The following is a 21,783-nucleotide window of genomic DNA, read 5'->3' on the forward strand; positions in this document are numbered from 1 at the left end:
AGGCACACTGAAGACATGTGCCGCAGTATCAAGACTCTCCGCCCGCCCGCCCTCCCCGAAGAGGCCACCGAGGACGACATCCGCGCCGCCGCCCTGCAGTACGTGCGCAAGGTGTCCGGCTTCCGTGCCCCCGCCGCGCACAATCGCGAGGTCTTCGAGCAGGCCGTCGACGAGATTGCCGAGGCGACCCGCAAGCTGCTCGAAGGGCTTGAGGTGCGCGGGTCCGGTGGGGCCGGCGCTAAGCAGCCGGTTCGGGAGCCGGTGACTGTGTCGGGCGCCGCATGACGTATGCCGCCAGCGCGCCCGCCCCGAACAGCGCGAGCACCGAGACCGCCGCGCCGACCCAGGTCGCGCCCAGCCACTGGCCGCCGAAGTAGCCGAGGCCCACGCTGTAGCCCGCCCAGGCCACGCCCGCCAGGGCGGACCAGGGGAGGAAATCCCTCACCTTGCGGTGGGCCGCGCCCGCGCCCAGCGAGACGACCGAGCGGCCGGCCGGTGCGAAGCGTGCGATCACGACGAGTGCGCCGCCGCCGCGGCTGAGAGCCGTGCCGAGACGATCCTGCGCGCGGGTCAGTCTGCGGGAGCGGGCGATCGCCCGGTCCAGGCGGTCGCCGCCGCGCCAGGCCAGCCGGTAGGCGACGAGGTCGCCGAGTACGGAGGCGGTGGCCGCGCACAGCACCAGGACGAGGAGCGAGGGCACTTGGTGCGGGACCTGACCGGCCGCGGTCGCGACGGGCGCGGCGGTGGCGGTGGTCGAGCCGGCCGCGGCCGCGGTCGCCGCCGTGATCACCAGCACGCCGCTCGGCAGTACGGGCAGAAATACATCGAGAAGTACGGAAAGCGCCACGACGGCGTAAATCCATGGGCTGCCGGTCAGCGACCCCACACTCTCTAGCACCCGTAACTCCCCGGTTTCGTGAATAACGCCGCGACGTCGCAAGGGGAGCGGCAGGGGCGGCACTACAGCTGTACAGCGTACGCCTGGCGTATACCTCGAGATCGCCGGGGGGCGTCGATGTAGTAAGCCTCACGTCTGGCGGGATTTGGGAATACGGGCGGGAATAGGGACGGGATTTGGGAGCGGGCGACGTGAGAAACGGAGTGGGGCGGCGAAGTGGGCGGCAGGCGGAAAAGCGGAGCGCCCAGGTCCTCTTTTGTGGACGAGGGTCTGGGCGCTCCGAAAGCTCCGGCAGCAGGCGGGACTTCTAAAACGTGCCTTAGGCCGCGACCGCCGCGGTCTGCTCCTTGCGCTCGTCCTGCGCGGTCCCGTTCTCGCCGCGCGAGCCGAACGCCCGGTCCAGCGCCAGCGCGCCCGGCCCGGTGAAGACCAGCAGCAGGAAGGCCCAGCAGTACAGGACGGATCCCTCGCCGCTGTTCTGCAGTGGGAAGAGGCCCTCCGGCTGATGAACGGTGAAGTACGCGTACGCCATCGAGCCCGAGGCGATGAGGGCGGCGCTGCGCGTGCCGAGGCCGACCAGCACGAGTGCGCCTGCGACCAGCTCGATCACCGCCGCGTACCAGCCGGGCCAGGTGCCGGCCGGGATGGTGCCGCCGCTGCCGGCCGCGCCGCCGAGTACGCCGAAGAGCGAGGCGGCGCCGTGGCAGGCGAAGAGCAGGCCGACGACGATGCGGAACAGGCTGAGCACATAGGGCTGGGCCTTGTTCAGGCGGGTGGACAGCGAGGGATTGGCCATGGGGGGACTCCTTCGGTTTGGGGACGTGAACCGACGAGGGAGGCCCTAGGTTAGGCGGACCTAATCTATGCTTGCAAGTTCAACATTTGGCCAACGGTCGGCCTTTGCCCCGGTTTTCGCCGTGGATTCCGGTCCGGGTTCCGCTTCGGGGCCTGTCTCCGGGCCTGGTTCGGCAGCCCGTCCGGACGTGTGCGGCGCACCGAGCGTGCCCACCGCGCGCAGCGCGGCGCGTGCCACCGCGTCCGCGTCCGCGAGCGTCACCGAGTCGACACCGGGCCTGGCCCCGGCCGCGGTCACCCAGTGGACGCCTTCGGTGGGCACACCGATCGCGAAGCGCCGTGGGTGTGTCCGCCCTTGACGGTTGATCAGACGGTAGGGGCGCTGTGTTACGTCCAGTCCTCCGGTTTCGTAACCGTCGATGGTGTGCGGCCGGCACTGTCCCGTCTTCAGCAGTCGACCGAGCAGGTCGTCACAGGTCCGCCTCAGGTCCGGCTCCGGCAGCCGCGCCTCGATCAGCGTCGTCGCCGTGACGAAGGAGCCGGGCACGTCGGGAGACTCGGCGGTGAACATCCCGTCCGCCATCCCGACGGTCGTGCGCGGGCCGACCACCTCCAGGACGCCCGCCTCGATCAGCGCCGTCATCTCCTCAATGCGGCGGCGCGGCGGGCCGATGGAGAGGAAGGCGTTCAGCGGGGTGTACCAGCGGTCCAGATGGTCGCGCCGGGAAGTGCCGGAGAGCCCGGCATGGTCCACGATCAGACGCAGTTCGTTGCGCAGATCGCGCAGTACGTCGAGCGCGGCCTTCAGCGGACCCGCGACATTGCCGAGCGCGGCCTGCGCGGCGTCCTGGCGCAGATGGGCGAGGAGCCAGGCGCGGTGCTCGGCCGGCGAGCCGAAGCTCTCGCCGCCGTACGGGCGCGAAATCCGGTCCCAGGACCAGCGGTCCGCCTGCGTGACGCCGAACTCGTCCAGTACGGCGGCCTCTTGGGTGCTTCCGTGGGGCGCTGCGAGATAGCGGTCCCGGAAGCCGGCCGGGTGTGACAGCAGTGCCTCGTAGTGGACCGTCTCCACTTCCTTGGCCACCAGGGGCCAGATCTCCGTCAGGAAGTCCGGCGGATCGCCCTCGTCCGCGCGTTTGCGGAAGACGGCGATCACGTCCGGGGTGAGTACGAGGGGGTCGTGCCGGCCCGAGGCGCCCTTCGCGTTGTCGCCGCGTGCCTGGTACGGGATGCCGCGCCGCGAGCCCGCGTAGAGCCGCGGTTCGCGGCCGGAGGGGCGGTAGACGAGAGTGCCGTCGTCGTCGTGTACGTACGTGCCGCCGCGGCCGGTCGTCAACAGCGCCATATGGTCGAAGAAGTTGAGGCCGAGGCCGCGGAGCAGGACCGACTCGCCGGGGGTTACGGCCGAGAGGTCGAGGTCCGCGGGGTTCGCGGGCTGGAAGTAATGCAGCCGGGGGTGACGGGTGGCGTACTCGGCGAGATGGGCCTGCGTCTGGCGCGAGACTGCCGGCAGATGGCCCTGTGCGAGGACCACCGCGCAGAGTCCGGTGATCGTGGTGCCGTCGTCGAGGGTGAGGCTCTGCGTCGGCGAGGCGGGCGCCCTGCCGGGGAAGTCGTCGAGCGCCGCGCGGGCCCGCGGCACCGTGCCGGTCGGAGCCCCGGTCCGCGCCGCCGTGCCGGTCGGAGCCCCGGTCCGCGCCGCCCCGCCGCTGAGGGCCCCGGCCCACGGCCCGGCCTGCGGGGCCGCCTCCAGTTCGTCCTCCAGCCGTATCGCGCGCGCCCGGTGGACCCGCACCGTCACCGTGCCCGGCGCGGCGTCCACCGTCTGCCGGAAAGCCCACTCCAGATAGCGCCCGTAGCAGGCCCGCGTCGGATAGTCGTCGGGGCCGAGCCGTTCGTCGGTGTGCGCTGCCGCCCACTCGTACAGGCTCGGCCCCGGACGTATCGGACCTTCGCAGACAACGCTGTCGTCCGTGAACAAAGTGACTTGCGAGGCCACGGTGTTCATCAGCAGCTCGGCCGGCTGGTCGGTGCGCCAGACCCGGCCCGGGCCCGGCGGCGCCGGGTCGACGAGGTGGATCGTCAGCGGCGTCCCGGGGATCAGCTCGGGGACCGAGGCGCAGAGTCTTTCGAGGACGGAGGTGCCGCGGGGGCCTGCCCCGACGACCGCGACGGCGCGGGTGTGGGGGGCTACTGCTGATCGCACATCGCGTACGTCGGACAAAACAGGAACTCCCGGGGCATGTGGGGGTGCTGGGCAGCGGAATGTTCGGCTCATCATGCCGGGGGAGGGGCCGGAGTCGAACCCCAGGGGCCGAGGATCACCCTCCGCTGTGGGATGGATCACGGTGCGCAGTCAGCTCCCGCTCGTCCGCCGTCACGAGCCGCGCACCCGCGCCCCTCGCGGACTCGGCGGCCCCCGCCACCGCCTGCGCCTGGTCCAGCCGCAGCCTCGCCGAACGGCCTCGCAGCGTCAGCGTCATCAGCTGGTTGCCGAACCACGGGCCCCCCGTCCGCCCCCATTCGACGGGCGGTCTGCCCGTCCTGCCGTGTCGAGCCAGGGCGTGCCCGATCCGCCGTCCGACACGGCTCCAGCCGAAGCGGAAGCCGAGCAGTATGGGGCGGGGGATGGAGTTGTGCACGGGCGAGCAGGTCAGCTGGAGCACCCTGGTGTCCGGTGCCTGGCCGGGCCACTCGGGCTCGGCGACATACGCATGATGCACATCGCCCGACAGTACGCACACCGTTGCCGGGGCGTCGTCCCCGCTGCCCGCCTCTGCGATCAGCGCCGCCAGCTTGTCGAAGGAGTCGGGGAAGGCCGCCCAGTGCTCCAAGTCGGCCCCTCGGCGCAGCTTCTCGCCGAAGCGGGCCCAGCGCTCGCCGCGCTCGCCGCGGCAGAGCGCGGCGTTCCAGCTCTCCGCGTCGTGGATGAGCGGCGGCAGCAGCCAGGGCAGCGAGGTCCCGATCAGGAGATGGTCGTACGGCCCCGACACGGACCCGTGCCGGGAACCTGCCGCAGACCCGTGCCCGGACTCCGTCGCGGACCCGTGCCCGGGCCCCCGCCCGTCCAGCACCTGTTCGCGCAGCCAGCGTGCCTCGTCCGCGTCCAGCATCGATCGCCGCTGCTCGTCCAGGACCCGGCCGGCGCGCGAGTCCACCATCAGCATCCGGGTCCGCCCGAAGTCGCGGCGGTAACTCCAGCGCACAGACGCCGGGTCGGCGTCCGCCTCGGCGGCGAACCGCCGCAGCGCATCCGTCCCGTCGGGCGACGCCTGCACCGCCGCGTACAGCTTGTCCGACTCCAGCTCCGCCGGGGAGAGGTTGCCCAGGTGCTGATAGACCCAGTACGACATCAGACCGCTGAGGATCCGCTCCTGCCACCACGCCGTCTCGCGCATCTCCGCCAGCCAGGAGGCGCTGGTGTTCCAGTCGTCGATCACATCGTGGTCGTCGAAGATCATGCAGCTGGGCACGGTGGAGAGCAGCCAGCGGACCTCGGGGTCCAGCCAGGACTCGTCGTAGAGCCGGGTGTATTCCTCGTAGTCCGCGACCTCCGCGCCGGGGGCTTCGCTCAGATCGCGGCGCGCGGCGAGCCAGGCCCTGGTCGCCGTGGACGTCTCGTCCGCATACACCTGGTCGCCCAGCAGCAGCAGCACCTCGGGGCGTACGGCCGTGGGGTCGGCGGCGAGCTTCGCGGCGAGGGTGTCGAGCGCGTCCGGGCCGACCGGGTCGTGCCCACCGCGCGGCGCGGCCGACCAGCGGCACGAGCCGAAGGAGACGGTGATGCCGTCGGAGGGGACCTCGGGCGTACGGATCGTGCTCGCCGGGAACCCGCTTCCTTCCAGCGGCCAGACCCGCCGGCCGTCGAGCAGCACGTCGTACGCGGTCGCCGTCCCGGGTGTCAGGCCGGTGATCTGGACCAGCGCATAGTGGTGGCCGGCGATCTGGAACGTACGCGCAGTGCCCTTCGCGCCGTCCTCGCAGCGCACCTCGGCCGTGCACGGCCGGTCGGCCTCGACCCAGACGGTCGCACTGGTGCCCGTCTCCCAGTCGACATACCGCAGCAGTGGTCCCACGCGCAGCCCGGCCATGTGTGCCCTCCTCTGTCGCCCCGTACGGTACGGAACGACAGGGGAGGACCACCAGGTTCCTGCGGGAACCGTCAGTTCTGCTGGTCAGCAGCCGTTCAGGATGCCCTGGAGCGCGGTCTTCTCGGCCGAGTCCACGGTCAGGGCGTAGTAGTGCTTCACGTCCACCCACATGCGCGCGTACATGCAGCGGTACGAGGTGCGCGAGGGCAGCCACTCCGCCGGGTCCTGGTCGCCCTTCGCCTGGTTGACGTTGTCGGTGACGGCGATCAGCTGCGGACGGGTGAGGTCGTTGGCGAAGGACTGCCGCTTGGCGGTGGTCCAGCTGCTCGCGCCGGACTTCCAGGCCTCGGAGAGCGGCACCATGTGGTCGATGTCCACGTCGGCTGCGGCGGTCCAGGTGGCGCCGTCGTACTCGGAGTACCAACTGCCGCTGACGGCGGCGCAGCTGGAGTCCTGGACGACGTTCGTGCCGTCGCGCTTGAGGACGACCTCGCGCGTGTTGCACGCGCCCGACTGGGTGATCCAGTGCGGGAACTTGTCGCGGCTGTAGCCGGTGGACGAGCCCTCGGGGGACACGGTGAGCCCGGCGAGATAGGTGCGGGCGGTGGCGGCGCTGACGGGGGTGGGCGGGGAGGCCTGCGCGGTGGGGGCGGTGGCGAGCAGACCGGTGACGGCGAGAGCGGAGGTGGCGGCGAGTACGGCTATACGGCGACATTGACGCGCGTAGACACCAGACATGCGAACTCCTTGGCTGTGGGGGGCATTTGGCCGTTCGGGCGTGGCCATGTTGTCGGCGCCAGGTTTCGGTGGGGTGGGCGCCAGGTAACAGAGTGGCGACATGGGCACGTCAGATCAAGAGTTCTGACACCCCGGCACATGCCGTGGCACGTCGTAGGGTTGCCGGGTGCTGCTCACGGTCAATGTCACCTTCGGCGCTGTACTGGCCGTACTGCTGGCCGTCGCGGCGACCGTGGCCGCCGTCGCCCGGCTGGGCCGGGCGCGCGAGATCGCCGTGGCGGGCATGCGGGCGGCCGTCCAACTCGCGGCCGTCTCCCTGGTGATCGGCTGGGTGGTCCGTTCGCTTCCGCTGCTGTTCGCGTTTCTGCTGCTGATGTACGCGGTCGCGGTATGGACGGCGGGCCGGCGGATCACCGCGAACCGGACCTGGCGATGGGCGTGGCTGCCGATCGCCGCGGGTGTTGCGCCCGTCGTGGCCGCGCTGCTGCTCACCGGCCTCGTACCGCTGAAGGGCATCGCGCTGGTCCCGGTGACCGGCATCCTCATCGGCGGCGCGCTCACCGCGACCGTGCTCGGCGGGCGGCGGGCGCTGGACGAGCTGGGGCTGCGGCACGGAGAGGTTGAGGCGGGGATGGCGCTCGGGCTGCTCGAACGCGACGCCCGTATGGAGGTGGCGCGCCCGGCCGCCTCCGACGCGCTGCTGCCGGGGCTCGATCAGACCAGGACCGTGGGGCTCGTCACATTGCCGGGCGCGTTCGTCGGCATGCTGCTGGGCGGCGCCTCACCGCTGCTGGCGGGGGCGGTGCAGCTGTTTGTTCTGGTCGCTCTGATGGCCGTCCAGGCGGTGGCGGTGGCGGTGGTGCTGGAGCTGGTGACGCGGGGGTTGCTGTACCGGGATCCGCCGTGAGTGGCGCCCGACGTACCCTGAACGGAGCAGAAGGGGAGTAGCTCTTCGCCGGAACGTCGACATACTGCCGGGCCTCGTGCCCGGCCGGCGCCCGGAGGCGGCCCTCGTCGACCAGTTCGACCCGGCCCGCCAGCGAGACCTTCGGCCGCAGTGTCCTGTGCTTTCACGTGACGCTGCCGTGCCGAAGCGACCCCCTTTTCCGATCAGGTCTCTCGGTCCGGCAGCCCGACCGATCGAGGAGTCCGTTCCGTGCTCAGCTTCACCCCCCTGGCGATCACCTTCGGTGTCGTCTTTCTCGCCGAACTCCCCGACAAGACCGCGCTCGCCGGTCTGATGCTCGGTACCCGCTACCGCGCCTCGTACGTCTTCGCGGGCGTCGCGGCCGCGTTCGCGGTCCATGTCGCGCTCGCTGTCGCGGCGGGCAGCGTGCTCACACTGCTGCCGCACCGGCTGGTGCAGGCGGTGGTGGGCGTCCTCTTCCTTGCGGGGGCACTCGTGCTGCTGCTGAAGAAGGACGACGGCGACGAGGAACACATCAAGGCCCCGGCGGACCAGTCTTTCTGGAAGGTCTCCGGGGCGGGCTTCATGCTGATTCTGGTGGCGGAGTTCGGTGATCTGACCCAGATCATGACCGCGAATCTGGCCGCGCGTTACGACAGCCCGCCGGCGGTGGGCTTGGGGGCGGTGCTGGCGCTGTGGACGGTGGCGGGGCTGGGGATTCTGGGCGGGCGGACGCTGATGAAGTACGTGCCGCTGAGGTTGATCACGAGGGTGGCGGCGGGGTTGATGCTGGTGCTGGCCGGGTTCAGCTTGTTCGAGGCGGTGGCGGGGTAGGGCGCGGGGCGCGTACGCGGTGACCTGGGGGGCGGGGCGCGTCGGGTACGCGGCGACCCTTTGCCGGCGTGGCTTGAATTCCCCCGCCGGCCGTCCCGAGGACTCGGGCCGACCGGGGAAACCGTCACCCCGTGACGTACAGGCGGATCGTGCCGTCGGGCGCCGACTCCACGCGCAGTGAGGTCAGGTCCTGGACGTGCGCGTCCGGGGACAGGGCCGCCGCGCGGGGGCCGACACCCAGCACGCGCATGCCCGCCGCCCTCGCCGCCTCGATGCCCGCCTCGGAGTCCTCGAAGGCCACGCAGTCCGCCGGGGCGAAGCCGAGTTCGGCCCCGCCCTTGAGGAAGCCCTCCGGGTCCGGCTTGCTCGCGCCGACGCGTTCGGCGGTGACCCGGATCTCCGGTATCGGCAGTCCGGCCGCGGCCAGCCGTGCCTGGGCCAGGGCCTCGTCCGCCGAGGTCACCAGGGCGTGCGGGAGCCTCGCGATGGCTGCCATGAAGGCGGGGGCGCCCGCGACCGGGACGACGCCGTCGGTGTCCGCGGTCTCCTGTGCGAGCAGCACGCGGTTCTCGGCGTGGTTCTGCTCCATCGGCCGGTCGGGCAGGAGCGCCGCCATCGTGGCGTACCCCTGCCTCCCGTGTACGACCTTCAGCGCCTCGTCCGGGTCCAGGCCGTGCTCGGTCGCCCACTGGCGCCAGCAGCGTTCCACCACCGCGTCCGAGTTGACGATGGTGCCGTCCATGTCGAGCAGGAGGGCGCGGGCGGTCAGAACGAGCGGGGCGGTTGCCGGCATCGGCGTACTCCAGGGCACGGGAGAAGAGAACAAGCGGTTCCGCCCGCCGGTCAGGGAATACGGACGGAACCACTTTGTTCCACCACGATACAAAAACCGGGGGGTATGCGCCACCCGGTCGGCGCAGACCGAGCGTCACCCGTCCTGCGTCTCGCTCTCCAGCGCACGGCGCGTCTTCGGGCCGTAGACCCCCTTGGGGTCGCCCTTGACGTGCCGGTCGTCCTGGTAGCCGCGCACCGCGGTCTCGACGGACTGGCTGTACTGCCCGTCCATCGGGCCCGAGTACAGCCACACCTCGGCCAGCCGCTGCTGGAGCTCCACGACCTCCGGTCCGCTGTCCCCGGGGCGCAGCGTGCCCGACCGGGCACCCAACGGCGCCGCGGAGGCCGACTCCGACGCACTCGGCGTCGCGGGCGGCGGCGTCGACCGATCCGCGGGCGCGGACGGCCCGGGGGCCCTGCGCAACGACGCGGACGCCGTCGGCCTGCCGGACGGCGAGGCCGACGCGGACGCCGAGGCGTCGGCGGAGGCGGTCGGCGCCGACGAGGGCGCGTCCGGCAGGACACTCACGCTCGGCGCACTCGTCTCCCGGTCCGGCAGGGCCTTGTCGCGCTCGTCGTCCCCGGAGAAAAGCCCTGAGGCGAATGCCGCGGTCCCCGCCACCGCCACCGCCGCCGCGACCACCAACAGACCCCGGTACGGCCGCCGCCGGCCGCGGTGGCGCCCCGGAGCGAGGCTCACCGGAGTCAGGTCCACCGCAGTCAGGTCCACTGCCGTAAGGCCCACCGCGTCGAGCGCGTCCGACTCGTCACCCGGCATCGGAACCGGCATCGGAACCGGCATCGGAACCGGCATCGGAACCAACGCATCCGGCAGCAGCAGCGGCATCGTCTCCGCGTCCGGCCCCGACCCGCTCTCACCCACGTTGTGCAAGGCCACATACGGCCGCACCCGCAGCGGGTCGAACCCCCGCTCCGCACAGTGACAGCCGGGCCCGGCTCTGCCCCCGGTACCGCGCGGCGTACCGCATTCAGGACACACGTGTCCGGTCATCGCCGGTTCCCTCCCCTTGACCTGCGAGCGATTATGCAGCCGCCCCACCCGGCGCCCAACGGCGCCCGCCACCTCGGCAGGCCATAACCGGTCACAGCCACCACGATGGGGAGGAGTGTGATGCGGAGAGCGGCGAGGAGAGAGAGCGGCATGGCTCAGGAAGTGAGCACCGAGGCCGTCAGTCCGGCCCCGGGCGAGGGCCAGAACCGGCAGGCCGTCATGGTTGCCATCGGCGCACTGCTGCTCGGCCTGCTGCTCGCCGCCCTCGACCAGACGATCGTCTCCACCGCGCTGCCGACCATCGTCAGCGAGCTCGGCGGCATGAACCATCTGTCCTGGGTGGTCACCGCGTACATCCTGGCCTCGACCGCGGCGACGCCCCTGTGGGGCAAGCTCGGTGACCAGTACGGCCGCAAGAAGCTCTTCCAGGCCGCCATCGTCATCTTCCTCATCGGCTCCGCGCTGTGCGGCATCGCGCAGAACATGCCGCAGCTCATCGGCTTCCGCGCGCTCCAGGGTCTGGGCGGCGGCGGCCTCATCGTCCTGTCGATGGCGATCGTCGGCGACATCGTCTCGCCGCGCGAACGCGGAAAGTACCAGGGCCTGTTCGGCGGGGTCTTCGGCGCGATGAGCGTCCTCGGGCCGCTCCTCGGCGGCTTCTTCACCGAACATCTCAGCTGGCGCTGGGTGTTCTACATCAATCTGCCCATCGGCGTCGTGGCACTGCTCGTCATCGCCGCCGTGCTGCACATCCCGGCGCGCCCGACCCGGCACACCATCGACTACCTCGGCACCTTCCTCATCGCATCCGTCGCCACCTGTCTGGTCCTGGTCGCCTCCCTCGGCGGCACCACCTGGGCCTGGGGCTCGAGTCAGATCATCGGTCTCGCCGTACTCGGCGCCGTACTTCTCGTCGCTTTTCTGTATGTGGAGCAGCGCGCCGCCGAACCAGTGCTACCGCTGGGGCTGTTCCGGATCCGCACCTTCTCGCTCGTCGCCGTCATCAGCTTCATCGTCGGCTTCGCGATGTTCGGCGCGATGACCTATCTGCCGACGTTCCTCCAGGTCCTGCAGGGCGTCGCGCCGACCCTGTCCGGTGTGCACATGCTGCCGATGGTGCTCGGCATGCTGCTCACCTCGACCGCGTCCGGACAGATCGTCAGCCGCACAGGACGCTGGAAGGTCTTCCCGATCGCGGGCACCGGCGTCACCGCCGTCGGCCTGGTCCTGCTCCACCAGCTCAAGGAGACGAGCTCCACCTGGGAGATGAGTGCGTACTTCTTCGTCTTCGGCGCCGGTCTCGGCCTGGTGATGCAGGTGCTGGTGCTGGTGGTCCAGAACGCGGTCAGCTACGCGGACCTGGGTGTCGCCACGTCCGGGGCGACCTTCTTCCGCTCCATCGGCGCCTCGTTCGGCGTCGCCATCTTCGGCACGATCTTCACCAACGGGCTCGAGAACAAGCTGGCCGACGCGCTCGCCGGACAGCAGGTGCCGCCGGGCGCCGGGGCCCGCGAGCTGGCGGCCGACCCGCGCGCGATCGCCGAACTGCCGTCCACGCTGCGCCCCTCGGTGCTGCACGCGTACTCGTCGTCCATCACCGACGTCTTCCTGTACGCAGTTCCCGTGGTGGCCGTCGCCTTCGTCGTCGCCTGGTTCCTCAAGGAGGACAAGCTGCGCGGCTCGGTAACCGCGCCCGACCCGAGCGAGACGGTGGCCTCCAACCCGGTCACGCGCTCCTCCCGCGAGGAGGTGGCACGGGCGCTTTCGGTGCTCGGCTCGCGCGACGGCCGGCGCCAGATCTACGAGAGGATCACCGAGAAGGCGGGGTACGACCTGTTGCCGGCGGCCAGTTGGCTGCTGCTGCGCATCCGCCGCCACGGTCTGGTGGAGCCCCAGTTGCTCGCCGACACCACGCCGGTGCCGCTGCGCGCGATCACCGAGGCCTCGCGTCAGGTGGAAGAGCGGGGCCTGGCCCGTCGCGAGGGGCTGCAACTGCTGCTCACCGACCGGGGGATGGAGGCGGCCGTACGTCTTTCGAACGCCCGCGAGGAGTCGCTCGCGGAGCTGCTCGGCGACTGGTGGGGCCCGGATCGCCCGACGGATCTGGTGCAGCTGGTCCGGGACCTGACGGCGGAACTGTGCGGCTCGGACGAGGAGCGCCCGTACAGCCCTGCCCCGAAGCGGGACCACGCGCGCTGAAGCCCCTGGCGTCAGGCTTGCGCCCCTCGGCTCCCGGCCGCCCCCGGGCACAGCGCCTTGCCGTACCAGACCTCCATGTACGGCCCCGAGCAGTACGCCGGGATCTCCGCGTAGCCGTGCCGGAGATACAGCTTGCGTGCCTCGATGAGATCGAGCCGGGTATTGAGCACCATCCGCCGCGCCCCGAGTCCGCGCGCCGCGTCCTCCAGGGCTGCCAGCAGCAGCCCCGCGCCCTGCCTGCCGCGGAAGGCGGGCCGCAGAAAGACCCGGGTCAGCTCGGCCCGCTCGGCGTCCAGCATCAGCACCCCGCCGCATGCCGCGGCCCTGCCACCGTACCGCCCGACGACGAACTGTCCGGTGGGCGGCGTGAGTTGCTCGACGCCGTCTCCGGTCAGCCCCTGGTCGATCTCCCCGGCGGTCGCGGGCCGCTTCCAGTAGCGGCTCGCGACCTCGTCGTAGTACTCGCGCCGCAGCACGCCGGCGTCGGGGGAATCGAAGGCTTCGGGGGCCATGGTCCACGTCGTCATGACGCTCTCTCTACCCGAGCCACCGAACCCTTGGCCAACGATTTCCTGCGCTTCCCGGCGGGCCCGAAGAGGGCCTACGCCTTGGGCGCGGCCTGCTGCACCACCTCGAACGACCAGAGCGTGGACCCGGTGGCGGCGGACTTCGGCCGCTCCCCGCCGCCCTGGTGCGCCGTCTTCATCGAGCCCTCCATCCATGCCTGGAACGCGGCCTCGTCGCGCCAGCGCGTGTAGACGAGGTACTGGTCGGTCCCTTCGAGCGGACGAAGGAGTTCGAACCACTCGAAGCCGTCGGAGTTCTCCACCGACCCGGCTCGTGACGCGAAGCGCTTCTCCAGCACCTCGCGCTGCTCCTCGGGCACGGTCAGGGCGTTGATCTTCACAATGCTCATGCGCCCATCCTGCCGCACCGCCCACGCGAGAGCTGAGGACCCCGGCCGGAGCCGCCGACGGGCCGCTGACCGGACGTGTCAGTCCACCACCCTCGCCAGCAGGAAACCGTCGTACCCCTTCGTTCCCACCGTCTGCACCGCCGTCGCGTCCAGCCGCGGCTCACGCGCCACCAGTTCGTACATCTCCTGCGTGCCCAGGATCGCCGGGTCCGTGCTGTCCGCGTCCGTCACCCCGCCGCCGCGGATCGCGTTGTCGACGATGATCAGGCTGCCGGGGCGGGTCAGCTTGAGGGACCACTCGATGTAGCGCGGGTTGTTCTGCTTGTCCGCGTCGATGAAGACCAGGTCGAAGGGGCCCGCGCCCGGCTCGGTGACCAGTTTCGGCAAGGTCTCCAGGGCCGCGCCCACGCGGACTTCGGCGATCTTGTCGAGGCCCGCGTGGGCCAGGTTCGCGCGGGCGACCTCCGCGTGGGCCGGGTTGTATTCGAGGGTGATCAGCCTGCCGCCCTCCGGCAGTGCCCTGGCCAGCCAGATCGTGCTGTAGCCGCCCAGTGTGCCGATCTCGAGCACACTGCGGGCGCCGTGGATCCGGGCCAGCAGATTCAGCAGCTTGCCCTGGTTCGCGGCAACGGCGATGGCGGGAAGGCCGGCCTCGTCGCTCGCCGCGAGGGCCGCTTTGAGGGCTTCGTCGTCGTGGACGAGGTGGTCGGTGATGAAGCGGTCAACTGCGTTCCACTGCTCCTGAGTCATAGGCCCAACCTATTTCAGCGGGCCCCACTTTTCAGGCGAGCGGCGGCGGCACATGCACCGGGGGCGGCGGCACGACCGGCCTGCGGCGCCTGGCCCGTACGCGCCACAGCGCCGCGCCCACGAGCGCCGCGAGCCCGCCGCCGACCGTCAGCAGCCACACCGGCACACCGCCCGCCATCAGCAGCTCGTCCTTGTACACCACCCGCCGGAAAGGAGTGTCCGCCTCAGCTGCCCGCAGCTCGTGATCGCCACTGATCCGCCCCGGCTCCGGGAACCTCTGGTCCAGCGCCGTCAGGAAGGTCTGTCCGCCGCCCGCCAACCCGGCGAGCACCCCGTCCGCCGGGACCTTGCCCGCGTACGTCACCTCCGGCGCATCCCCGCCGATCGAGGACTTCGGCTCCATCCGGTGCGGCGCCAGCACGAACAGGCCCAGCGACTGAGCGTTCTTGGCCAGCCGGGACAGCCGCATCGGGTAGATCAGCCGGTCGCTGGCGAACCGCAGCCGCAGCGGGTCGAGCGTGCCGCGCAGCATCGCACCCTCCGCCTCGGGCGCCAGCCGCACGGCCACGTACTCCCACTTCTGAGCGACGTACGGCTTCAGCTCCGTCGCAAGTCCGGGCGGCAACTGGAAGCCGTTGGCTTCCAGCCAGCTCCGCAGCGCCCCCGGCTCCGTCGCCGTCAGCCGTGCCACATCGAAGTCGCCGAGGCGCTCGCGCCCCACCACGCCCACCGGAGCCCTGGCTCCCGGCGGCGGCGCTGCCGCTGCCGCGCCGTCCGTGTCCGAGCCCGAGAACGGCCAGTCGTGGGCGCGCGGCCAGAAGTAGTGCCGCGTCCTGTGTTCCGGCGCGCTCACCGTCTCCAGCTCGTCGAAGACCGCCCGGTCACCGAGTTCCACCGTCGCCCTGCTGGGCACCGGCATGATCCACGCGGCCTTCCGCGCGTTTCCGTCGACCGTGAAGCGCAGGACGATCTGTTCCGTACGCCCGTCCCAGCCCACCACCGAGGTCTCGCGGTCGACCGCCATATGGGACCCGCGGTCCGGGACCATCGCCCCGCAACCGCACGCGTACGCCGGGCTGATCAGCGATCCGAGCTGCAGCGCGAGCAGCGCTGCCACGACCAGCAGAATCCTGCCGCGCATTTCTTGTATGTTCCCCCGCATGCCTCCTGTGACGACGGTCCCGAACGTCCGGTTCCGGTACCGGTCGGCGAGATATTCGGTCAAAACAGGGTGACACTCAGGCTAAGACGGGGTTGCCTGGGTCTCCTTCATGGGGCAATGCGAGGCTCTATGAACCACAAACGCAGAACGTAGGGGAGGCCGGCGCGACGTGGCGAACGCGGAGCACAGCGTGCGCGGGAGCGGGACGACGGACTCGAGGATGGGCGTTGCCAGGGCCGCCCTGTGGCTCATGGCCGCCGTCCTCGCGATACGGCAGGCGGCAGCGGTGCTCCGGCAGCCGCCCGGCGAGCGGCTGACCGACCTGGAGACCTGGCTCGGCGAGAACGGCGTCCTGCATGTGAAGGGCTCGCTGTACGACGCCGACAAGTTCACCGGCACACCCTTCGCGGGACTCGTCCTCAAACCGCTCGCCCGCTCCGCCGAGCAGAGCCTCGGCGTCGCCTGGACCTTCGGCACACTCCTGCTCGTCGTCGGCCTCGGCCTGGTCGTCGCCCGCGCACTCCCGGGCCCCGTGTCGCGCCGCAGCGGCCTGCTCGCCGCCCCCATCGCCATCAGCCTGCTGATGCTCTCGCTGCCCGTGCGCAACAGCTTCTACCTCGGCCAGACCAGCATTATCCCGGTGCTGCTCGTCCTCCTCGGCTGCTTCGCCGCCCGCGGGGAAAGAGCGTCCGGCCTGCTGATCGGTGTCGGCGCGGCCCTTCAGCCCACAGTCCTGCTCTTCGCGCCGCTGCTCTGGTTCACCGGCCGCAGACGCGCCGCCGTCACCTCGGCCGGCACCTTCGCCGCCTGCTCGGCACTCGCCTGGGCAGCGCTCCCGAGCGACTCCTGGACGTACTGGGTCCACCATGTCGCGGGCGCCGGACTCGGAGCCCGACCCGACAGCCTCGCCAATCAGTCCCTGCACGGCGCGCTTCTGCGCCTCGGCCTCCAGGGCCCGCTCGAGATCGCCCTCTACGTCGCGCTCGCCGCCGCGGTCTGCTGGTTCGGACTGCGCCGCGCCGTCCGCTACGCCCAGGACGGCCAGCTCCTCCTCGCCGTCGCCCTCACCGGCTGCGTCGCCGTCGCCGTCTCACCCACCGCCTGGCAGCACCAGCTCCTGTGGGTGCTCCTCGCCGTAGTCGGCCGCGTCGGCAGGCGCGCGGCCGACCGCATGCTCTGGCCCGTCCTGACAGTCCTGGCGATGACGCTGCCCGGAACGATGCTGCTGCCCAACATGGCGGTGCTCCTTCCCCTACGCGACAACGTCGTCCTGGTCGCCGCGCTCGCGGCCGCCTGCGCGGTGCCGTTCCTGCCCCGGACCTCGCCGTACTTCCGCGCGCCCATCCCCACCGAGTACGCCCTGCCCGCCCCGGCCCGCTGGCGCCGGGTGCCACTGCTGCCCTTCTGGCGGCGTGTGCTCAGCCGCCCCAACCTGCTCCTCGAACTGCTGGTGATCCGGGTCGGCTACTCCGTCTACTCGCACATCCGCGCCGCCGCGACCGGCGGCGTCACCGCGGCCGAGGAGCACGGCCGCCAGATCGTCTCCATCGAGCAGGCGCTCCGCATCGACATCGAGCACTGGGTCAACCACGCGGTGGTGAAGGTGAAGTGGGCCGAAGCCTTCTTCAACTTCTACTACGCGTCCTTTCACTTCGTTGTGCCGCTGACCATCCTCGGCGTGCTCTACGTCCGCCGCCCCGCCGACTACCGCTGGGCCCGCGCATCCCTCGCCTTCGCCACGCTTCTCGCGCTGCTCGGTTTCTGGCTCTACCCGCTGGCCCCGCCGCGCCTGATGCCCGGCATGGAGTTCATCGACACCGTCCACGGCCCGCAGGACCTCGCCAACCCGGACTACGGCGCGATGACCGCGGTCACCAACCAGTACGCGGCGATGCCCTCGCTGCACTTCGGCTGGTCCCTCTGGTGCGGCCTGGTCGTCCTCGTTCTCGCACCCAAGCTGTGGATGAAGCTCCTCGCGCTGCTCCACCCGCTCTTCACGGTGTGCGCGATCGTCGCCACCGCGAACCACTGGGTCCTGGACGCGGCGGGCGGCGCGGCGGTCGTCGGCGCGGGCTTCGGCCTCACGCACGTCCTGGCGGGCCGACGGCAGCTCCGGGTGCCCCCGGGCGCGGTTGCACTCGCGCGGGCGGCGCAGGCGGAGACGGAGACGCCGGTCCCGGCCGCACCGAAGTAGCACGCACGGCCCCAGGGGGTACGGGTGTCCCCGTACCCCCTGGGGTGGATCGTCGCGTTCCAGCCAGGATCCGCCCGCGGTCCCGTTTCCGCCACTCGGGCGACGGAATCGTCGCTCGCCTTCGCCGGCGACGGGACGACGCTCTTCGTCGCGGTGACCAGTCCTTACGACGGGCCCTGCGTCCCGATCAGCGCAGCGGCGTCCCGCACGCCCGCGAGGCGGGCGAACCCCAGCGCGTAGGCGTGCAGGTGGCCCTGCACCACGCTCAGTTCCTCGCGGCATGTCTCGTTGTCCGGCCAGTCCGTTTCCGGGGCGTCCGGGTGCTCGCGCTCGTACGTGCCGAGCCGGGGGTGCCAGGCGGACAGGAAGGGCCGCAGCTCGCGGTTGAGCATCGTGACGGCCAGGTACTCGACGGTCTGGCCGCCCCCGATGCCCGTCGAGGGGCGGCTGCCCTTCAACGTGTCGCGGGTGGTCGCGAACAGCCCGTACAGGGAGTTCATGGCCTCGCGGATGTTGCCCTCGTCGCTCGCCAGCGGCTGTGTGGAGACGCGCGTCACAGTCTCGACGAACAGCTGCCACGCCACCTGCCGGGCGTCGTTGTTGACCACGAAGGTGAACTCGCTCAGCTGCGGGACGGTGACCTTGACCTCGCTCAGGCGGGCGCCTCGTCCGTACGCCTCCATCACGATCACGGCGACCACGCCGGCAACACTGCCCGTGATGATGAAGAGATTGCGCCCGGTCACCTGCGTCACACTGAAGAGCGCCAGTCCCGTGACCGCTCCGATGATCGTCGCGCTGATGAGACGGGCCGTCCGGCCCCGCCTCATCCAGTTGAACATCCGCCGCTGCGTGCTCGGTTCACTCATTTGACGCACCCCCTGGCGAAGGAATCTACCTGCTGAGGCGCGACAGAGGGAGGCAGGGGCGGGGCGTGGGGTGAGTCTGCCCCTGCCTCCCACGGCAGCTAGGTCAGCCGTGGCTGACCTGCAGCTCCTTGATGCCGTTCAGCCACGCCGAGCGCAGCCGCCGCGGGTCGCCGACCAGGCGCAGGCCGGGCAGAACGTCCGCTGTCGCGTTGAAGATCAGGTTGATCTCCATCACGGCCAGCGACTTGCCGAGGCAGAAGTGCGGCCCTCCGCCGCCGAAGCCGAGGTGGGGGTTCGGTTCGCGGGTGATGTCGAACTGCTCGGGTGCGTTGAAGACTTCGGGGTCGTTGTTGGCGGAGGAGTAGAAGAGCCCGACCCGGTCGCCCTTCTTGATCTGCTGACCGCCCAGCTCCACGTCCTGGGTTGCCGTGCGCTGGAAGGAGACGACGGGCGTCGCCCAGCGCACGATCTCCTCCGCGGCCGTCGCCGGGCGGTCGCGCTTGAAGAGTTCCCACTGCTCGGGGTGGGTGAGGAAGGCGTGCATGCCGTGGCTGATGGCGTTGCGCGTGGTCTCGTTGCCCGCCACCGCCAGCAGGATCACAAAGAAGCCGAACTCGTCGTTGGAGAGGTTGCCTTCGTCCTCCGCGGCGACCAGCCGGCTGACGATGTCCTTGGCCGGACACTCCTTGCGGGCGGCGGCGAGGTTCATCGCGTACATCACGATCTCCATCGCGGCCTCGGTGCCGACCTCTTCGGTGATGGCGTACTCGGGATCGTCGTACGCCGCCATCTTGTTGGACCAGTCGAAGAGCTTGGAGCGGTCCTCCTGCGGTACGCCGATGAGTTCGGCTATTGCCTGGAGTGGCAGCTCGACGGCGATGTTGCTGACGAAGTCGAAGCTGCCGTCGTCCTTCGCGCCCGCGAGCGCCGTCTCGACGATGGCCCGGGCGCGGTTTCGCAGGGCCTCTTCCAGGGAGCGGATCGCCCGGGGAGTGAAGCCGCGCTGGACGATCTGGCGTACGCGCGTGTGCTCGGGCGGGTCCATGTTGAGCATGATCAGCCTCTGCGCGTCGATCTGGTCGCGGCTGATGCGCTCGTTGAAGCGGATGACGGCGGTGTTGGTGTGGGACGAGAAGAGTTCGGGGTGTGTGGAGACATGCTTGACATCGGCGTGCCGGGTAACGGCCCAGTAGCCCTCGTCCTGGAAGCCGGAGATCCCGGCCGGCTGTGCGCACCACCAGACCGGGGCGGTCTTCCGCATCTCGGCGAACTCGGGGTGCGGAACGCGGGCTTGGAGCAGGTCGGGGTCGGTGAAGTCGAAGCCGTCGGGCAGATGGGGGCGGGGCATCGGCAACTCCAGGTCTGGCGGGCGGTGGTGTCGGTGACACGGTTCATCCGAACCTGTCTGACGACCCATCAGAATTGGCCGAAAGGTAGTAACGAGTTCCACAAGTGGCAAGGGTCACGGCTCAATTTGTTGCGGGGCGTGGGTGCGGTAGGGCAGTGCAAGACCCTTGCGTACCGGGGGTAGCACTCATAAGACTGCTGGGAGAACTAGAACGCGTACTAGTTCTCGCGTGGCGGCGCCGGGACGCCTCCGCGCATGTCAGGAGAGGACGAGCTCATGGCCGCGGAACCCGTCATCGTCGAAGCCGTACGCACCCCCATCGGCAAGCGCGGAGGCGCGCTCGCCAATCTGCACCCCGCCTATCTGCTGGGCGAGACCTACCGAGAGCTTCTGGGCCGCACCGGCATGCACGCCGACTGCGTGGAGCAGGTGGTGGGGGGCACGGTCACCCACGCCGGCGAACAGTCCATGAACCCCGCGCGCAACGCCTGGCTGGCGATGGGGCTTCCGTACGAGACCGCGGCGACGACGGTGGACTGTCAGTGCGGCTCATCGCAGCAGGCCAGCCATATGGTCGCGAACATGATCTCGGCCGGTGTCATCGACATCGGCATCAGCTGCGGGGTCGAGGCGATGTCGCGGGTGCCGCTGGGGAGCGGGTCCAAACACGGCCCCGGCAAACCCTTCCCCGACGAGTGGAACGTCGACCTGCCCAACCAGTTCGAGGCGGCCGAGCGCATCGCGCGCAACCGCGGTCTCACCCGGGAACGAGTCGACCGGCTGGGGCTGCTGTCGCAGGAGCGGGCGGCCGTCGCATGGTCCGAGGAGCGATTCAAACGCGAGACGTTCGCCGTACAGGTGCCCACCACGGAGGAGGAGCAGGCCACCGGGCAGGGCATGTGGCGGCTCGTCGACCGGGACGAGGGGCTGCGGGACACCAGCATGGAGGCGCTGGCCAGGCTGAAGCCGGTCATGCCCACGGCCGTGCACACCGCGGGCAACTCCTCGCAGATCTCGGACGGCGCGGCGGCGATCATGTGGGCTTCGAAGCGGATGGCGCGTGCGCTGAAGCTGAAGCCGCGGGCCCGGATCGTCGCGCAGGCGCTGGTCGGGGCGGACCCGCACTACCACCTGGACGGCCCGATCGACGCGACGCGGGCGGTGCTGGGCAAGGCGGGGATGTCGCTGCGGGACATCGACCTGGTGGAGGTCAACGAGGCGTTCGCTTCGGTGGTGTTGAGCTGGGCGCAGGTCTTCGAGCAGGACCTGGAGAAGGTCAACGTCAACGGGGGCGGGATCGCGATCGGGCACCCGGTGGGGGCGACCGGGGCCCGGCTGATCACCACGGTGCTGCATGAACTGGAGCGCAGGGACAAGGAGTTCGCGCTGGTGACGATGTGCGCGGGGGGTGCGCTGGCGACGGCGACGATCATTCAGAGGCTGTAGCCGTCCCCCTGCGACCCCTGCATCCTCACCCCGGTGCTCGACCAGGGAAAGGTCGATCACTTCGGGGCCTTCAAGAACGCAGCGCCCAAGACTGTGGGCTGGTTCAACTCGCCGGGCTGAGCCGGGTTGAGCCGGGCCGGCCTCAGTACCAGCCCTGGGACTGCCACGTGGACCAGGCGCCGCACGGGCTGCCGTAGCGGGAGTTCATGTAGTCCAGACCCCACTTGATCTGGGTGGCGGGGTTGGTCTTCCAGTCGGCACCGGCGGAGGCCATCTTGCCACCCGGCAGCGCCTGGACCAGGCCGTAGGCGCCGGAGGACGGGTTGGACGCGGACACGTTCCAGCCGCTCTCGTGGGAGACGATGTTGCTGAAGCACTGGAACTGCGCGTCGTCCTTGATCATCTGCTTGGCGATCGCCTGCGCGGAGCCGGACGGCGCGGCGGTCGTGGCGGCCGTCGCCGGGTTGGCGCCGAGGACCATGGCGGCGGAGCTCACCACGAGGGCGGAGCCGACCACGGCGGTCTTCGGGAGGTCGGCGATGCGGCTGATGAGGGAGCGAGACACAGGCAGTCCTTACGTCGGGAACAGGGCGGCCGCATGGGCATGCCGGATTCCCGTACGTGCAGGGGGAATTCCGGCCGCCCGGAGGCGCGTTGCGGCTCGGGAGGAGCACGCCGCGCCGTGCGACCGGACCATGTTTAGCGAGCCGCTCGGCCCCTCGCAATGACCCTTATTACTAGCCGAGCTCGCATATCGGGTAAATCGGCCATAGGGCTTGACGGGTCGCGT

General features: G+C 70.7%; 21 protein-coding genes. 7 read left to right on the forward strand and 14 right to left on the reverse strand.

The genetic code is table 11. The annotated features are described in order from the left end of the window. Nucleotides 1–15: 15 nt before the first annotated feature. On the forward strand, nucleotides 16–285 hold the full coding sequence (locus tag ACQEVG_RS07810; protein WP_432978989.1) for a DUF2277 domain-containing protein: 270 nt from the start codon (nucleotides 16–18) through the stop codon (nucleotides 283–285). On the opposite strand, the gene ACQEVG_RS07815 is transcribed toward ACQEVG_RS07810, so the two are convergent. The 5 genes from ACQEVG_RS07815 to ACQEVG_RS07835 all read right to left on the reverse strand — a co-directional run bounded on the left by ACQEVG_RS07815 (nucleotide 239) and on the right by ACQEVG_RS07835 (nucleotide 6,522). Then, nucleotides 239–898: a DedA family protein gene (locus ACQEVG_RS07815; protein WP_432978992.1), complete on the reverse strand. Its 660-nt coding sequence runs from the start codon at nucleotides 896–898 to the stop codon at nucleotides 239–241. The two genes, ACQEVG_RS07810 and ACQEVG_RS07815, sit on opposite strands and share 47 nt — an antisense overlap. 319 nt (nucleotides 899–1,217) lie before the next feature. Next, nucleotides 1,218–1,694, reverse strand: coding sequence for a DoxX family protein (locus ACQEVG_RS07820; protein WP_432978995.1), 477 nt, complete (start codon nucleotides 1,692–1,694; stop codon nucleotides 1,218–1,220). 60 nt (nucleotides 1,695–1,754) lie between these two features. After that, complete coding sequence (locus tag ACQEVG_RS07825; RefSeq protein WP_432985153.1) at nucleotides 1,755–3,971, reverse strand: FAD/NAD(P)-binding protein; 2,217 nt, start codon at nucleotides 3,969–3,971, stop codon at nucleotides 1,755–1,757. Nucleotides 3,972–4,014: 43 nt separating this feature from the next. Further along, nucleotides 4,015–5,784 carry an alkaline phosphatase D family protein gene (locus ACQEVG_RS07830; RefSeq protein ID WP_432978998.1) on the reverse strand — a complete coding sequence of 590 codons (1,770 nt, stop codon included), beginning with the start codon at nucleotides 5,782–5,784 and terminating at the stop codon, nucleotides 4,015–4,017. 84 nt (nucleotides 5,785–5,868) lie between these two features. Further along, on the reverse strand, nucleotides 5,869–6,522 hold the full coding sequence (locus ACQEVG_RS07835; protein WP_432979001.1) for an HNH endonuclease family protein: 654 nt from the start codon (nucleotides 6,520–6,522) through the stop codon (nucleotides 5,869–5,871). A gap of 166 nt (nucleotides 6,523–6,688) precedes the next feature. Here ACQEVG_RS07835 and ACQEVG_RS07840 point away from each other — a divergent pair, with 166 nt between their 5' ends. Beyond that, nucleotides 6,689–7,429, forward strand: coding sequence for an ABC transporter permease (locus tag ACQEVG_RS07840; protein WP_432979004.1), 741 nt, complete (start codon nucleotides 6,689–6,691; stop codon nucleotides 7,427–7,429). 249 nt (nucleotides 7,430–7,678) lie between these two features. Beyond that, complete coding sequence (locus tag ACQEVG_RS07845; RefSeq protein ID WP_432979007.1) at nucleotides 7,679–8,263, forward strand: TMEM165/GDT1 family protein; 585 nt, start codon at nucleotides 7,679–7,681, stop codon at nucleotides 8,261–8,263. Between the two features lie 124 nt (nucleotides 8,264–8,387). On the opposite strand, the gene ACQEVG_RS07850 is transcribed toward ACQEVG_RS07845, so the two are convergent. After that, nucleotides 8,388–9,056: an HAD-IA family hydrolase gene (locus ACQEVG_RS07850; protein WP_432979010.1), complete on the reverse strand. Its 669-nt coding sequence runs from the start codon at nucleotides 9,054–9,056 to the stop codon at nucleotides 8,388–8,390. Nucleotides 9,057–9,191: 135 nt separating this feature from the next. After that, on the reverse strand, nucleotides 9,192–9,521 hold the full coding sequence (locus ACQEVG_RS07855; protein ID WP_432985156.1) for a peptidoglycan-binding domain-containing protein: 330 nt from the start codon (nucleotides 9,519–9,521) through the stop codon (nucleotides 9,192–9,194). Between ACQEVG_RS07855 and ACQEVG_RS07860 the strand changes: the two genes are divergently transcribed. Next, entirely contained in the window at nucleotides 9,409–10,041 is a 633-nt protein-coding gene (locus ACQEVG_RS07860) for a hypothetical protein (RefSeq protein WP_432985501.1), read from the forward strand. The genes ACQEVG_RS07855 and ACQEVG_RS07860 overlap by 113 nt on opposite strands. Before the next feature lie 218 nt (nucleotides 10,042–10,259). Beyond that, nucleotides 10,260–12,308: a DHA2 family efflux MFS transporter permease subunit gene (locus ACQEVG_RS07865; RefSeq protein ID WP_432979013.1), complete on the forward strand. Its 2,049-nt coding sequence runs from the start codon at nucleotides 10,260–10,262 to the stop codon at nucleotides 12,306–12,308. Between the two features lie 11 nt (nucleotides 12,309–12,319). Here ACQEVG_RS07865 and ACQEVG_RS07870 read toward each other — a convergent pair whose 3' ends face one another. The 4 genes from ACQEVG_RS07870 to ACQEVG_RS07885 all read right to left on the reverse strand — a co-directional run bounded on the left by ACQEVG_RS07870 (nucleotide 12,320) and on the right by ACQEVG_RS07885 (nucleotide 15,115). Further along, complete coding sequence (locus tag ACQEVG_RS07870) at nucleotides 12,320–12,835, reverse strand: GNAT family N-acetyltransferase (RefSeq protein WP_432979016.1); 516 nt, start codon at nucleotides 12,833–12,835, stop codon at nucleotides 12,320–12,322. A gap of 74 nt (nucleotides 12,836–12,909) precedes the next feature. Continuing rightward, a complete protein-coding gene (locus tag ACQEVG_RS07875; RefSeq protein ID WP_432979019.1) occupies nucleotides 12,910–13,224 on the reverse strand; it encodes an antibiotic biosynthesis monooxygenase family protein in 315 nt (104 codons plus the stop codon). A gap of 78 nt (nucleotides 13,225–13,302) precedes the next feature. Further along, on the reverse strand, nucleotides 13,303–13,974 hold the full coding sequence (locus tag ACQEVG_RS07880) for an O-methyltransferase (RefSeq protein ID WP_432979022.1): 672 nt from the start codon (nucleotides 13,972–13,974) through the stop codon (nucleotides 13,303–13,305). Nucleotides 13,975–14,005: 31 nt separating this feature from the next. Continuing rightward, nucleotides 14,006–15,115 carry a DUF2330 domain-containing protein gene (locus tag ACQEVG_RS07885; RefSeq protein ID WP_432979025.1) on the reverse strand — a complete coding sequence of 370 codons (1,110 nt, stop codon included), beginning with the start codon at nucleotides 15,113–15,115 and terminating at the stop codon, nucleotides 14,006–14,008. A 190-nt stretch (nucleotides 15,116–15,305) separates the two neighbouring features. Here ACQEVG_RS07885 and ACQEVG_RS07890 point away from each other — a divergent pair, with 190 nt between their 5' ends. Continuing rightward, the gene (locus ACQEVG_RS07890; RefSeq protein WP_432979028.1) at nucleotides 15,306–17,330 is read left to right on the forward strand and encodes a bifunctional glycosyltransferase 87/phosphatase PAP2 family protein; all 2,025 of its coding nucleotides are present in this window, start codon (nucleotides 15,306–15,308) and stop codon (nucleotides 17,328–17,330) included. A 164-nt stretch (nucleotides 17,331–17,494) separates the two neighbouring features. Here ACQEVG_RS07890 and ACQEVG_RS07895 read toward each other — a convergent pair whose 3' ends face one another. Further along, the gene (locus ACQEVG_RS07895; protein ID WP_432979031.1) at nucleotides 17,495–18,199 is read right to left on the reverse strand and encodes a hypothetical protein; all 705 of its coding nucleotides are present in this window, start codon (nucleotides 18,197–18,199) and stop codon (nucleotides 17,495–17,497) included. Nucleotides 18,200–18,302: 103 nt separating this feature from the next. Further along, entirely contained in the window at nucleotides 18,303–19,547 is a 1,245-nt protein-coding gene (locus tag ACQEVG_RS07900) for a cytochrome P450 (RefSeq protein ID WP_432979034.1), read from the reverse strand. Between the two features lie 276 nt (nucleotides 19,548–19,823). On the opposite strand from ACQEVG_RS07900, the gene ACQEVG_RS07905 reads away from it, so the two are divergent. Then, entirely contained in the window at nucleotides 19,824–20,993 is a 1,170-nt protein-coding gene (locus ACQEVG_RS07905; protein WP_432979037.1) for a steroid 3-ketoacyl-CoA thiolase, read from the forward strand. Nucleotides 20,994–21,135: 142 nt separating this feature from the next. Here the strand turns inward: ACQEVG_RS07905 and ACQEVG_RS07910 are convergent, their stop codons facing one another. After that, the gene (locus ACQEVG_RS07910) at nucleotides 21,136–21,558 is read right to left on the reverse strand and encodes a transglycosylase SLT domain-containing protein (protein WP_432979040.1); all 423 of its coding nucleotides are present in this window, start codon (nucleotides 21,556–21,558) and stop codon (nucleotides 21,136–21,138) included. Nucleotides 21,559–21,783: the final 225 nt, after the last annotated feature.

Source organism: Streptomyces sp. CA-135486 (genome assembly GCF_050936555.1).
GTDB lineage: Bacteria > Actinomycetota > Actinomycetes > Streptomycetales > Streptomycetaceae > Streptomyces.

Coding starts and splice junctions, on each gene's coding strand:
- ACQEVG_RS07810 (WP_432978989.1), top strand. CDS start 16: ATGTGCCGCAGTATCAAGACTCTCCGCCCGCCCGCCCTCCCCGAAGAG.
- ACQEVG_RS07820 (WP_432978995.1), bottom strand. CDS start 1,694: ATGGCCAATCCCTCGCTGTCCACCCGCCTGAACAAGGCCCAGCCCTAT.
- ACQEVG_RS07825 (WP_432985153.1), bottom strand. CDS start 3,971: ATGAGCCGAACATTCCGCTGCCCAGCACCCCCACATGCCCCGGGAGTT.
- ACQEVG_RS07830 (WP_432978998.1), bottom strand. CDS start 5,784: ATGGCCGGGCTGCGCGTGGGACCACTGCTGCGGTATGTCGACTGGGAG.
- ACQEVG_RS07835 (WP_432979001.1), bottom strand. CDS start 6,522: ATGTCTGGTGTCTACGCGCGTCAATGTCGCCGTATAGCCGTACTCGCC.
- ACQEVG_RS07850 (WP_432979010.1), bottom strand. CDS start 9,056: ATGCCGGCAACCGCCCCGCTCGTTCTGACCGCCCGCGCCCTCCTGCTC.
- ACQEVG_RS07865 (WP_432979013.1), top strand. CDS start 10,260: ATGGCTCAGGAAGTGAGCACCGAGGCCGTCAGTCCGGCCCCGGGCGAG.
- ACQEVG_RS07870 (WP_432979016.1), bottom strand. CDS start 12,835: ATGACGACGTGGACCATGGCCCCCGAAGCCTTCGATTCCCCCGACGCC.
- ACQEVG_RS07875 (WP_432979019.1), bottom strand. CDS start 13,224: ATGAGCATTGTGAAGATCAACGCCCTGACCGTGCCCGAGGAGCAGCGC.
- ACQEVG_RS07880 (WP_432979022.1), bottom strand. CDS start 13,974: ATGACTCAGGAGCAGTGGAACGCAGTTGACCGCTTCATCACCGACCAC.
- ACQEVG_RS07885 (WP_432979025.1), bottom strand. CDS start 15,115: ATGCGCGGCAGGATTCTGCTGGTCGTGGCAGCGCTGCTCGCGCTGCAG.
- ACQEVG_RS07895 (WP_432979031.1), bottom strand. CDS start 18,199: ATGAGTGAACCGAGCACGCAGCGGCGGATGTTCAACTGGATGAGGCGG.
- ACQEVG_RS07900 (WP_432979034.1), bottom strand. CDS start 19,547: ATGCCCCGCCCCCATCTGCCCGACGGCTTCGACTTCACCGACCCCGAC.
- ACQEVG_RS07905 (WP_432979037.1), top strand. CDS start 19,824: ATGGCCGCGGAACCCGTCATCGTCGAAGCCGTACGCACCCCCATCGGC.